The 12,012-nt window shown below is 70.4% G+C and carries 10 protein-coding genes; 4 read left to right on the forward strand and 6 right to left on the reverse strand.

What is annotated here, in order from left to right:
- Positions 1 to 4: 4 nt before the first annotated feature.
- From OHS70_RS26750 to panB, 4 genes are all read right to left on the reverse strand, one after another.
- Positions 5 to 829: an ABC transporter permease gene (locus tag OHS70_RS26750; RefSeq protein WP_328401331.1), complete on the reverse strand. Its 825-nt coding sequence runs from the start codon at positions 827 to 829 to the stop codon at positions 5 to 7.
- The gene (locus tag OHS70_RS26755) at positions 826 to 1,821 is read right to left on the reverse strand and encodes an ATP-binding cassette domain-containing protein (RefSeq protein ID WP_328401333.1); all 996 of its coding nucleotides are present in this window, start codon (positions 1,819 to 1,821) and stop codon (positions 826 to 828) included. Before OHS70_RS26755 ends, OHS70_RS26750 begins: the two co-directional genes overlap by 4 nt.
- An 89-nt stretch (positions 1,822 to 1,910) precedes the next feature.
- Positions 1,911 to 2,273 carry a cupin domain-containing protein gene (locus OHS70_RS26760; RefSeq protein ID WP_328401335.1) on the reverse strand — a complete coding sequence of 121 codons (363 nt, stop codon included), beginning with the start codon at positions 2,271 to 2,273 and terminating at the stop codon, positions 1,911 to 1,913.
- A 166-nt stretch (positions 2,274 to 2,439) separates the two neighbouring features.
- Positions 2,440 to 3,300 carry a 3-methyl-2-oxobutanoate hydroxymethyltransferase gene (gene panB / locus OHS70_RS26765; RefSeq protein WP_328401337.1) on the reverse strand — a complete coding sequence of 287 codons (861 nt, stop codon included), beginning with the start codon at positions 3,298 to 3,300 and terminating at the stop codon, positions 2,440 to 2,442.
- Positions 3,301 to 3,459: 159 nt separating this feature from the next.
- On the opposite strand from panB, the gene OHS70_RS26770 reads away from it, so the two are divergent.
- The 4 genes from OHS70_RS26770 to OHS70_RS26785 all read left to right on the forward strand — a co-directional run bounded on the left by OHS70_RS26770 (position 3,460) and on the right by OHS70_RS26785 (position 8,443).
- Entirely contained in the window at positions 3,460 to 5,061 is a 1,602-nt protein-coding gene (locus OHS70_RS26770) for a DHA2 family efflux MFS transporter permease subunit (protein WP_328401339.1), read from the forward strand.
- Between the two features lie 109 nt (positions 5,062 to 5,170).
- Positions 5,171 to 5,770 carry a TetR/AcrR family transcriptional regulator gene (locus tag OHS70_RS26775; protein WP_328401341.1) on the forward strand — a complete coding sequence of 200 codons (600 nt, stop codon included), beginning with the start codon at positions 5,171 to 5,173 and terminating at the stop codon, positions 5,768 to 5,770.
- Between the two features lie 252 nt (positions 5,771 to 6,022).
- A complete protein-coding gene (locus OHS70_RS26780; RefSeq protein ID WP_384040778.1) occupies positions 6,023 to 6,973 on the forward strand; it encodes an endonuclease/exonuclease/phosphatase family protein in 951 nt (316 codons plus the stop codon).
- Positions 6,974 to 7,210: 237 nt separating this feature from the next.
- Entirely contained in the window at positions 7,211 to 8,443 is a 1,233-nt protein-coding gene (locus OHS70_RS26785) for an MFS transporter (protein ID WP_328401345.1), read from the forward strand.
- On the opposite strand, the gene OHS70_RS26790 is transcribed toward OHS70_RS26785, so the two are convergent.
- Positions 8,409 to 10,193: an NAD+ synthase gene (locus tag OHS70_RS26790; RefSeq protein ID WP_328401347.1), complete on the reverse strand. Its 1,785-nt coding sequence runs from the start codon at positions 10,191 to 10,193 to the stop codon at positions 8,409 to 8,411. The genes OHS70_RS26785 and OHS70_RS26790 overlap by 35 nt on opposite strands.
- A gap of 129 nt (positions 10,194 to 10,322) precedes the next feature.
- A complete protein-coding gene (locus OHS70_RS26795) occupies positions 10,323 to 11,990 on the reverse strand; it encodes a multicopper oxidase family protein (protein WP_328401349.1) in 1,668 nt (555 codons plus the stop codon).
- Positions 11,991 to 12,012 lie beyond the last annotated feature (22 nt).

A 12,012-nucleotide genomic window follows, 5' to 3' on the forward strand; every position in this document is an offset into this window, starting at 1 on the left:
CCGGTCAGGACTTGTTACGGAACTTGGCCACTGCCAGCGGCGCCGTCACCACGGTGATCGCCGCGGCCCACCCCAGCGTCATCCACACGGAGTGGGCGACCGCGCCGCCGTTCATCAGGCCCCGGGCCGCGTCCGCCAGATTGGACAGCGGGTTGTAGTCGGTGAACGTCTTGAGCCAGCCGGGCATCGAGCTCGGCGGGGTGAAGATCGACGAACCGAACTGCAACGGCATCAGCACCATCATGGCCATCCCCTGGACGGCCTGCGCCGTCTTCATGGTCAGTCCCAGCAGGATGAAGATCCACATGAGCGAGGCGCCGAACAGCAGTGACAGGCCCACCGCCGCGAGGAGTTCGGGGACGGACGTCCTGATCTCCATCCCGAGCAGAAAGCCCATCGCGAGCAGGATGGTGATGGCGACCACCATCCGGCCGACCTCGACGACGATCTTCGCGATGAGGACGGAGGACCGGGCGATGGGCATCGTCCGGAACCGGTCCATCACGCCCTTCCGGAAGTCGTCGTTGACCCCGGTGCCGACGGCCATGGCGATGTTCATGCCCATCATCGCCATCAGCCCGGGGACCAGATAGCTGACGTACACGTCCTGCCTGCCCTTGCCGGCGATCGCGCCCCCGAAGACGTACACGAACAGCAGCGTGAAGATGACGGGCATGAACAGGACGTCGAACATCGACTCCGGGTCCTGCTTGATCTGCATGACATTGCGGCGCACCAGCGCGCCGATGTGCCGCAGGTTGGCCCGAAGGCCGATCCGGCCCTCCCCGGTGGCCACGGTGGCGGGTGCGGAAGCTGTTGCCGCGCTCATACCGCGACCTCCTCGGGAATCGTGTCGGTGACGGCCGGCGTCTGCCCGCCGGTGATGAGCAGGAACACCTCGTCCAGGCTGGGCAGTTGGGTGCCGATGTGCGCGATGCCGAAGCCGTGTGCACCCAACAGGGCGATCACAGAGGTCAGTTGCCCGTCGCTGAGGATCGGTACGTACAGCAGTCCCTCCTCCGGTACCACCCGCACCCCCGCGATACCGTCCAGGCCCGCATCGGCGACCGCCCGTGCCATCGCGGGCAGTTGCGCCGGATCGCTCGGCCTCATCTGCAGGGTCCGGCCGCCGACCCTCGCCTTCAGCTCGTCGACCGCGCCGTTCGCGATGACCCGGCCGCGGTCGATGACGGTGAGCTCGTCGGCGAGCTGCTCGGCCTCCTCCATGTACTGCGTGGTGAGCAGTACGGTCGCCCCCTCGCCGACCATCCGCCGCACTTCGGCCCAGACCTCGTTGCGGGTACGCGGGTCGAGTCCCGTGGTCGGTTCGTCGAGATACAGCACGGAGGGCCGGCCGATCATCGAGGCGGCCAGGTCGAGCCGGCGGCGCATACCGCCGGAGTAGGTCATCGTGGGGCGCCGCGCCGCCTCGGTGAGTGAGAAGCGCTCCAGCATCTCGTCGGCGCGCCGCCGGGCGTCCCTGCGGGGCAGATCGAGCAGGCGTCCGATCATGTAGAGGTTCTCCCACCCGGAGAGCTTCTCGTCGACCGAGGCGTACTGGCCGGTGAGCCCGATGGTGCGGCGCAGTTGGCGCGGTTGCCTCACCACGTCGTAGCCCGCCACGGTCGCCCGCCCGGCGTCCGGGGTGATCAGGGTGGACAGGCAGCGGACCAGGGTGGTCTTGCCCGCGCCGTTGGGGCCGAGGACACCGAGGACCGTCCCCTCGCGGACGTCGAGGTCCACGCCGTCCAGCGCCTTCGTCTCGCCGTAATGCTTCACGAGGCCTCGTACCTCGACGGCGTTGATGTCGGTTCGCGTCATGCCGACTACGGTGCACGGCCGCACCTACAGGACGCCTACAGATCGCCGACAGGGCGCCCACATGCCCATGCCGGGGATGTCTGTGCAGGTCAGGCCTTTGCGTAGTTCCCGAAGCCGACCCAGTCGATCGCCACGCAGGGCTCGTCTCCCAGGACCCAGGCGTCGTGGCCGGGGGCGACGGCCATGAAGTCACCGGGCCCGAACTCGGCGGACTCGCCGTCGTCCATGACGACCTTCATCCGCCCGCTGACGACGTACCCCACGTGGTCGGCCTGGCAACTGTCCGTCCCGGCGATGGGCTTGACGTGCTTGGACCACTGCCAGCCCGGCTCGAAGACGGCTCGCCCGACGGATCCGCGGTCGGTGTTGACGAGGTCCAGCCTTCCCTTGCCGTCCTCGAACGGACGGGTCTCGTCCGCAGCGTCGAAGCTCTTGCTCGTGATTCCGGCCATGATCTACCGCCTCCTGGTACAGAGCGCAGAACCCCCGAGTCCATCTCTCAGGTTAAGCCGTACGCCTGCCCGGAGCAGGCCGACAGCCCGCCGACGGGGGACGATCGGCGGGCTGTCGTCTGTGCCGGAGGTGGCCGGCGACCGATCGCGGAGCGATCGGAAGTGATCAGTGGAAGGTGTGCTCCTCCTGCGGGAACGCACCGCCGACGACGTCGTCCGCGAAGGCCTTCGCCGCGTCGCCCAGCGTCCGGCGGAGGTCGGCGTACTGCTTGGTGAAGCGCGGCACCTTCCCGCCGGTCAGGCCCGCCATGTCCGTCCAGACCAGAACCTGGGCGTCCGTGTCGGGGCCGGCGCCGATGCCGATGGTGGGGATGTGCAGGGAGCGGGTGACCTCTGCGGCGAGCTCGGCCGGCACGAGTTCCAGCACGACGGCGAACGCGCCGGCGTCCTGGGCGGCCTTGGCGTCACGGAGCAGTCCGTGGGCAGCCTCGTCGCTGCGGCCCTGCACCCGGTAGCCCATGGTGTTCACGGACTGCGGGGTCAGGCCCAGGTGCGACATCACGGGGATTCCCGCCTGCACGATCAGCTCGGTCTGGGCCAGCGAGCGCTCGCCGCCCTCCAGCTTGACCGCGCCGACGCCCGCGTCCTTGACCAGCCGGGTGGCGTTGCGCAGTGCCTGGACCGGGCCTTCCTGGTACGAGCCGAAGGGCAGGTCGCCGACGACGAGGGCGCGCTTGGTGCCCCGTACGACGGCGGCGGACAGCAGCGTCATCTCGTCCATCGTGACCGGCACGGTGGTGTCGTAGCCGAGGTGGCAGTTGCCCATGGAGTCCCCGACGAGCATCACGGGGATGCCCGCCTCGTCGAAGACGGAAGCGGTCATCGCGTCGTAGGCGGTGAGCATGGGCCACTTCTCGCCGCGCTCCTTGGCGGCGGCGATGTCGTGGACGGTGATGCGGCGGGTCCCCTTGCCTCCGTACAGCGCCTTGCTGCTGTCGGAGGGGTTCTGGGCAGCCTGAAGCGTCATGGGTTCGGCTCCTTCGTCATCTCGAGGCGCCCTGACGGCGTCCCCGGACCGCCTCCATGGTGGCACCTCGTGCCGCTCCGGGGAAAGAGGTCGCGACACGCCCGGCACGGAGTTTCTATACGAGACGGTCTCGTATCGAAATCGGGCTACCCTGTCCGCATGACGATCCCGTCCGGCCTCACCGCTTCGCCTCGGATCCCCGAGGCCGTCCACCGCCGCCGGTGGATGATCCTCACGGTCCTGATGTTCAGCCTGATCATCGTCGTGCTGGACAACTCCATCCTGAATGTGGCGGTCAAGACGATCGCGAGCCCCCAGCCGCACGGCCTCGGCGCCACCCAGAGCGAGCTGGAATGGGCGATCAACTCGTACACGCTCGTGTTCGCCGGGATGCTGTTCACCGCAGGCCTGGTGGGCGACCGCATCGGCCGCAAGAAGGTCCTGATCTTCGGCACCCTCCTCTTCGGCGTCGGCTCGGCGTTCGCCGCACTGTCCGGCTCGGCCGCCGAACTCATTGCATATCGGGCCATGATGGGCTTCGGCGCGGCCTTTGTGATGCCTGCCACGCTCGCCGTGCTGGTCCATGTCTTCGAACGCGAGGAGCAGCCCAGGGCCATGGGGATCTGGGCAGGCAGCGTCGGCGTCGCGATCGCCGGCGGTCCGCTCACCGGCGGACTGCTCCTCGATCACTTCTGGTGGGGCTCGATCTTCCTGATCAATGTGCCGGTCGTGATCATCGCCGTGATCTGCATGGCGCTGCTGGTGCCGGACTCCAAGGACCCGGACCCCGGCCGGCTGGACCCCGTCGGTGTGGTGCTGTCGATCGTCGGCCTGGTGCTCGTGGTGTACGGGATCATCCGCGCCGGCGAGCTCGGCGACTTCACGGCCTTGTCCGTGGTGGCCCCGGTGGCCGTGGGGCTCGCGGTACTGGTCTGGTTCGTGGTGCACGAAAGGCGCAGTCGTCACCCCGCCCTCGACCTGGCGTACTTCAGACAGCCCGCCTTCTCGGCCGGCGTTGCCGCGATCGCGCTCGTCTTCTTCGCCCTCATGGGCCTGACCTTCTTCTCCGCCTTCTATCTGCAGAGCGTGCGCGGCTACAGCGCACTGCAGGCCGGCCTGCTCATCGTGCCCGTGGCCGCGGCGCAGATGTACTTCGCTCCACGGGCCCGCCTGGCCGTGGCCCGGTTCGGCACCCGGGCCACGGCGGCCGCGGGCATGCTGCTGATCGCGGCCGGGTTCGTGGCCTTCGCGTACTTCGACGCCTCGACCCCGGTGTGGGTGATCGAGGTCGCCTTCTTCGCCCAGGGTGTCGGCATGGCGCATGTCTCGACACCCGTGACCTACACGGTGGTGCAGCTGCTGCCGCGGGAGAAGGCCGGATCCGGCAGCGCGCTCAACAACACCTTCCGCCAGATCGGCGGTGCGCTCGGCGTGGCCGTCCTCGGCTCGATGCTGGCCACGCGCTATCGCAGCGGGATCGAGGAGCACCTCGGCGCACTGCCGGCCGGGGCACGGGACGCGGCGGGCGAGTCCCTCGAGGCGACGCTCACCGCCGCGGAGAAGCTCGGCCCGGCGGGCAAGACGCTGATCGGACCGGCGCACGAGGCCTTCCTCGACGCCATGCATCTGACGTCGCTCGGCTCGGCGGTCATCGCCGTCATCGGCGCGGTGGTGGTCGGGGTGTTCCTGCCCGGCCGGCCGGACGACGATCCGGATCCGCAGGACCCGGAACCCGTGGCGCAGGCCGCGGCGCTCGACTGAGGCCGGCGGCGTGCCCGCTCCGGCCCTGGCCGATCAAGGCTGCGGCCGGGTCGGGGAGAATCAGGGGGACGCGGCGAGAGGCGGAGACGTGCCCCTGAGGGAGCAGCAGGTGGAGCAGCACAGCAACCCGAGGCGAGGACGGCCCCGCAGCGCGGCGGCCGAGCGGTCCATCGTCGACGCGGTCGTGCGGCTGCTCGAGGAAGGCGTGCCCATATCCGAGCTCTCCATCGAGCGCATCGCCCGCACCGCCGGCGTCGGGAAGGCCACCATCTACCGCCGCTGGGAGGGCAAGGAAGCCCTCTTCCTCGACGTCGTGCGGTCCATGGAACCGGATGACCCCCCGCTGCCCGGAACCGGTGTCCGGGACGATCTGATCGCTCTCGTCGAGACGATGCGGCGGCGCGGCCTCGCCAAGCGCTCCTCCGCCCTCCTGCACAACCTCTTCGCGCAGATGCAGAGCTATCCCGAGCTCTGGGACCTGTATCACCGCACCGCTGTGGCCCCCCGCCGCGAACTGATGGAAGCCGTGCTGCGCCGCGGCGTCGAGAGCGGCGAGATCCGCTCCGACCTCGACCTCGACCTGCTCGGCGACCTCTTCGTGGGACCGATGCTGGTCCGCAGCGTGCTGCGCCCCGACCGCACGCCGGGGGAGGGCAGCGCCGAGCGGATCGTCGACGCCGTGCTGCAGGGCGTGCGTCCGCCCGGCTGACGGCGCGGCGCCGGCGGGCCGAAGTGTGAGCGTTCTGTCACAGCGTTCCCACCTGGTCCGATACCAGGAACCCGGTACGCGCCCGTGGCGTCATCCGGAAGTACGGCCGTCCACGGACGGCGGAGCAATCAGCGGTCATCGCCTAGGGTCCTAGGAGCGGCGGCGGGACCGGTGCGACGGCAAGGCAGTGAGGACACCTCTATGACGAACGGCGGAACGGGCGCCCAGCCCTTCGGGTCCCGGCTCCGGAGCATGCTCGAACGGGTGCGCGACGACCGGGGCTTCTGGCGGCGCGGCATTCTGATCGCGCTGTTCGCCGTGGTGATCGCGTTCCTGATGATCCTGCACGCGCAGATCCCCAACCGGATCGGCAACGTCGGCAGCCTTGCCGAGACCTTTCTTCCGTGGCTGGGCCTGTTCATCCCGGTGATCCTGGTCGCCGCGCTGCTGCGGCGCTCGGCCACCGCGCTGGTCGCACTGCTGCTGCCGCTGATCGTCTGGCTGAACCTGTTCGGCGGTCTGCTCACCGGCAAGTCGGCCGCCGCGGGCGGCGATCTGACCGTCGCCACGCACAACGTCAACGCGGAGAACCCTGACCCGGCGGGCACCGCGAAGGACGTGGCCGCGTCGGGCGCGGACGTGGTCGCGCTGCAGGAGCTGCCGATCGGGCAGGTGTCGGCGTACGAGAAGGCGCTGGCGGGGACGTACAAGTACCACGAGGTCCAGGGCACGGTCGGCCTGTGGAGCAAGCACCCGCTCTCCGCCGCCGCGCCCGTGGACATCCGCCTGGGCTGGACCCGCGCGATGCGCGCCACCGTCGCGGCGCCGGGCGGCGAAGTGGCGGTGTACGTCGCGCACATGCCGTCCGTACGGGTCAAGGTGAACGCCGGCTTCACGGCCAACCAGCGCGACAAGAGCTCCGACGCGCTCGGCGAGGCGATCGCGCGCGAACAGGTCCGCAGGGTCGTGCTCCTCGGCGACCTCAACGGCACGATGAACGACCGCTCGCTGAACGCCATCACCTCCCAGCTGCGCTCGACGCAGGGAGCGGCGGGCGACGGCTTCGGCTTCAGCTGGCCCGCGTCGTTCCCGATGGCGCGGATCGACCAGATCCTGGTGCGCGGGGTCGAGCCGGTCTCGTCATGGACGCTGCCGCGCACGGCGAGCGACCACCTGCCGATCGCGGCGCGCGTGGAGCTGTGAGGTTTCCCCCACCTCCCTTTCCCGTAACTGGGGCAAGCCCCCGGACTCCCGTACGGCCTGAGGCGGGGGGTCCGGGGCGGAGCCGTGGTGGGAGGGTGGAGTCCTCCCGCGGCCGTCAGGCCGTAGGGGGAGGGCGGGGTGGGGGAAGTCCGTCCGCGACCACCCGTTCACGCGTGGGAACATGTGGCCCGGGAGTATTTGTTTCCAAAGCGAACTTAACTCGAAAGGCCCATCCCCATGCCTCTCGCGCTACTCGCGCTCGCCGTGTCCGCATTCGGCATCGGCACCACCGAGTTCGTGATGATGGGCCTGCTGCCCAACGTCGCCGACGACCTCGGCACCTCCGTCCCCACCGCCGGGTACCTCGTCTCCGCCTACGCCATCGGCGTCGTGATCGGCGCCCCGCTGCTCACCTCCCTCGGCTCCCGCGTGCCCCGCAAGCGCATGCTGCTCCTCCTCATGGCGCTCTTCACCGTGGGGAACCTCGCCTCCGCGCTCGCGCCCGGGTTCGGCACACTGATCGCGGGGCGCGTACTCGCAGGGCTGCCGCACGGGGCGTTCTTCGGGGTCGGTGCCGTCGTCGCCGCCCGGCTCGTCGCCGACGGCCGTCAGGCACGCGCCGTGGCCACCATGTTCCTCGGGCTCACGGTCGCCAACATCGTCGGCGTACCGGCCGCGACCGCACTCGGGCAGCACCTCGGCTGGCGCGCCACCTTCCTCGTCGTCAGCGCGATCGGCCTGGTCTCCATGGCCGCCCTCGCCCGGCTCGTCCCGCACATGCCGCTCGACGCGCACCAGAGCATCGGCCGCGAGCTGCGCGCCCTCGCCGACCGTCAGGTGCTGCTCGGCCTGCTCACCGCCGTCTTCGGGTTCGCCGGTGTCTTCGCCGTCTACTCCTATCTCGCGTCCATGACGACCGACGCGATGGGCCTGGGCGAGTCCTCCGTGACCCTCGTCCTCGCCCTCTTCGGCATCGGCATGACCCTCGGCGCACTCGCCGCCGGGCCGCTGACCGACCGCGCGCTGCGCCCCACCCTCTACGGCTCGCTCGCCGCTCTCGCCCTGACTCTCGCCGTCTTCCCGCTCACCGTCCACACCCCGTGGCTGGCCCTCACCACCGTGGTCGTGCTCGGCGCGGTCGGCTTCCTGACCACCACACCGCTGCAGATGCTGGTGATGCGCGCGGCCCAGGACGCGCCCACGCTCGCCTCCGCCTCCAACCACTCGGCCTTCAACCTCGCCAACGCCGGCGGCGCCTGGCTCGGCGGCGTCGCCATCTCGGCGGGCTGGGGCTGGACGTCCCCCGCCCTGGCCGGCGCGGCGCTGACCGTGGCGGGGCTGGGCATCGCAGTGGTCGCCGGGCTGCTGGACCGTACGCGAACGGGGGCCTCGCGGGTGATTGCCGCAGGCCCCCGTACCGGTTCCGAAGGTGTGCTCAGCCGCTCGTCGTCTCGCGCCAGCGGTTCGTGATCGGCAGCCGGCGGTCCTTGCCGAACCCCTTCGCCGAGATCTTGGTGCCCGGCGGGTACTGGCGGCGCTTGTACTCCGCCGTGTCCACCATCCGCAGCGTCCTGGTCACCAGCTCCTCGTCGAAGCCGGCCGCCACGATGGCGTCCTTGCCCTGGTCCCGGTCGACGTACAGCTCCAGGATCCGGTCCAGCACGTCGTAGTCCGGCAGCGAGTCGGTGTCCACCTGGCCGGGGCGCAGCTCGGCGCTGGGCGGCTTGGTGATCGAGGCCTCCGGGATCGGCGGGGTCTGGCCGCGCTCCTCGGCGGCGCGGTTGCGCCACTTCGCGAGCCGGAACACCGTCGTCTTGTAGACGTCCTTGATCGGCCCGTAAGCGCCGACCGAGTCGCCGTACAGGGTCGAATATCCCACCGCCAGCTCGGACTTGTTGCCCGGCGCGAGCACGATGTGGCCCTCCTGGTTCGAGACTGCCATCAGCATCGTGCCGCGCAGCCGCGACTGGAGGTTCTCCTCGGCGAGGCCGGTCAGGGAGAGCGCGCCCATGTACGCGTCGAACATCGGCTCGATCGGTACGGTGCGGAAGTTCAGGCCGGTCCGGCGCGCCAGCTCGGCCGCGTCGCCCTTGGAGTGGTCCGAGGAGTACTTGGACGGCATGGAGATGCCGTACACGTTCTGCGCGCCCAGCGCGTCGCAGGCGATCGCGGCGACGAGCGCGGAGTCGATACCGCCGGACAGACCGATCAGCACGGAGCGGAAGCCGTTCTTGGCGGCGTACGCGCGCAGGCCCACCACCAGCGCCGAGTACACCTCCTCGTCGTCGTCCAGGCGCTCGGCGTAGCCGCCGGCCAGCTCGGCCTCGTACGCGGGCAGCGGCTCCTCGGAGAGGACGACACGGTCGATGCGCAGCCCGTCGTCGACGATGCGTCCATGAGCGGCTCCGCCGCCCGCCGTCGAGGACTCGGCCGAGGCCGCGGGCAGCTCCAGGTCGAGGACGACACTGCCCTCGGCGAACTGCGGCGCCCGCGCGATGACCTCGCCGTCGGCGCCGACGACGATCGAGTCGCCGTCGAAGACGAGCTCGTCCTGCCCGCCGATCATGGCCAGGTAGGCGGTGGTGCAGCCGGCCTCCTGGGCGCGCTTGCGCACCAGCTCGAGCCGGGTGTCGTCCTTGTTCTGCTCGTACGGCGAGGCGTTGATCGAGATCAGCAGCCCGGCCCCGGCGGACCGGGCGGCCGGCACGCGGCCGCCGTCCTGCCACAGGTCCTCGCAGATCGCGAGCGCGACATCGACGCCGTGCACCCGGATCACGGGCATGGTGTCGCCCGGCACGAAGTAGCGGAACTCGTCGAAGACGCCGTAGTTGGGCAGGTGGTGCTTGGCGAAGGTGAGGACCACCTGGCCGCGGTGCAGCACGGCGGCCGCGTTGCGCGGGGCGCCGGCGGGCTGGCCGTACTTGGGCTGGGCGGACTCGGAGCGGTCCAGATACCCGAGGACGACCGGCAGCTCGCCGAAGCCTTCGGCGTCGAGGCGTCCGGCGAGCGCCCGCAGAGCGGTCCGGGAGGCCTCCACGAAGGACGAGCGCAGGGCGAGGTCCTCGACGGGGTAGCCGGTCAGCACCATCTCGGGGAACGCGACGAGATGCGCACCCTGCTCGGCGGCGTGCCGGGTCCAGTGCACGATCGACTCGGCGTTGCCGGCGAGATCGCCGACGGTCGAGTCGATCTGATTCAGAGCGAGGCGAAGTTGAGGCACGCAAACAGTGTAATCGTCTGACTGACGCAATGTCCCGTCGTGTGGTGAGGGCCACCTCGGCCCCCTACGCTCCCGCTGCCGGGCGAGTGGCTGGGGGAGGGGCGGAGTGCCGTGCCCCTCCCCCAGGGGCTACGAGCGGTAGGCGAGAGTCGTCATCATCCCGGACTCCCCGTGGTAGAGGTTGTGGCAGTGCAGCATCCACAGGCCGGGGTTCTCCGCGTCGAAGTCCGCGACCAGTTTCCGGTGCGGCAGGATCGCGGCCGTGTCCTTGCGGGCGCCGCGGCCGTTGACGCCCGTCACCGCGAAGGTGTGGCCGTGCAAGTGGATGGGATGCCACATGTCCGTGGTGTTGATGAACACCACGCGCACCCGCTCTCCGGAGCGCACCGGGATACGCCGGTCCGGGGAGTAGGGCTTCCCGTCGAACGCCCAGTCGAACTTCTTCATGCCGCCGGTCAGCTTGATCTTGATGAGGCGGTCGTACTTGCCCCGCCGGTCGAGGGCCACCGACTCGTCGGGCTCCAGCGTGTAGGCCGACGGCAGCACCTTCCGGCCGAGCTCCGCCGGACGTGCCCCGGACTCCGGGCGTGCCCCGCCCGAGGTGCGCAGGACGGCCATCGACGACGCCTTCTTGCCCTCGGCCACCGCGGTGAGCGGAAAGGTTCCGTCCTTGGCGGTGACCAGCACGTCGTACCGCTCGCCCATGCCCAGGAGCAGGGCGTCGGTCGTGACGTGCTTGACCGGGAAGCCGTCGGTGTGGGTGACCGTGAGCCGGTGACCGCCCAGCGCCACCCGGAAGGCCGTGTCACCGCCCGCGTTGATGATGCGCAGCCGGATGCGGTCGCCGGGGTTGGCGCGGAACTGCGTGGGGTCCTCCGCCGTCCGCCCGTTGATCAGGAAGTACGGGTAGTCGACATCGCCCGCCTCACCGCCGAGCAGCTTGCTCCGGGACCCCGTCAGCACCCGGGACGGGCCGCGCCGGCCGGGGTGCGCCGAGGGTGACGCGGCCCGGGACCCGGACTTGGCGGCCCCGTGGCCGCCGTGGCCGCCGCCCGCGTGGTCCATGCCTTTGTTGAGATCGGCGAGCACCTCGTCCGGAGTCGAGCCGTCGACCCCGTCGACCCAGTCGTCAAGGACGACGACCCACTCCTTGTCGTACGACAGCGGCTCCTTCGGGTCTTCGACGATCAGCGGGGTGTACAGCCCGCGGTCCAGCTGCACACCCGTGTGCGGATGGAACCAGTGCGTCCCCGGGTCGGGCACCGTGAAGCGGTACCTGAACTGCTCACCCGGCCGGATCGGCGCCTGCGTCACATGCGGCACACCGTCCATGTCGTTGCGCATCCTGATGCCGTGGCAGTGCAGCGTGGTGTCCTCGGGCAGATGGTTGGCGAGGGTGAGGTCGAGGATGTCCCCGGCCGTGACCCGTACCTCCCGGCCCGGCAGATCGTCCCCGTAGGCCCAGGTCCTGACGGTCCGGCCGCCGCCGAGTTCGACCGTGGTCGCGGTGGCCGTGACCCGCACCTTCCGTACCCGGCCCGAGCTGTGGCGTTCAGCCTCGGCCGCCTGGACCTCCTTGCCGTCGGGGGAGACATAACCGTTCGGCCTGGCCACTCCGTCGTTGGGCGGGGAGTCGTGGCGGGAGCCGTGGGAGGGGCCGTGGGAGGGGCCGTGCGCGGGGCGCCGGCCAGCTGCTCCGTGGCCGTCGTCGGCGGATGAACAGGCGGCCAGAAATCCCGTACAGGCCGCGGCGATCGATGCTCCGAGCACGGAGCGGCGCGTGATGTGCCTACGCATGACTGATTGCACCTCGTGAGGG

This window comes from Streptomyces sp. NBC_00390, assembly GCF_036057275.1.
Classification (GTDB): Bacteria; Actinomycetota; Actinomycetes; order Streptomycetales; family Streptomycetaceae; genus Streptomyces.

What these genes read in the sequence shown, in the direction of transcription:
- OHS70_RS26750 (WP_328401331.1), bottom strand. Translation starts at nt 829, where the DNA reads ATGAGCGCGGCAACAGCTTCCGCACCCGCCACCGTGGCCACCGGGGAG.
- OHS70_RS26755 (WP_328401333.1), bottom strand. Translation starts at nt 1,821, where the DNA reads ATGACGCGAACCGACATCAACGCCGTCGAGGTACGAGGCCTCGTGAAG.
- OHS70_RS26760 (WP_328401335.1), bottom strand. Translation starts at nt 2,273, where the DNA reads ATGGCCGGAATCACGAGCAAGAGCTTCGACGCTGCGGACGAGACCCGT.
- panB (WP_328401337.1), bottom strand. Translation starts at nt 3,300, where the DNA reads ATGACGCTTCAGGCTGCCCAGAACCCCTCCGACAGCAGCAAGGCGCTG.
- OHS70_RS26770 (WP_328401339.1), top strand. Translation starts at nt 3,460, where the DNA reads ATGACGATCCCGTCCGGCCTCACCGCTTCGCCTCGGATCCCCGAGGCC.
- OHS70_RS26780 (WP_384040778.1), top strand. Translation starts at nt 6,023, where the DNA reads ATGCTCGAACGGGTGCGCGACGACCGGGGCTTCTGGCGGCGCGGCATT.
- OHS70_RS26785 (WP_328401345.1), top strand. Translation starts at nt 7,211, where the DNA reads ATGCCTCTCGCGCTACTCGCGCTCGCCGTGTCCGCATTCGGCATCGGC.
- OHS70_RS26795 (WP_328401349.1), bottom strand. Translation starts at nt 11,990, where the DNA reads ATGCGTAGGCACATCACGCGCCGCTCCGTGCTCGGAGCATCGATCGCC.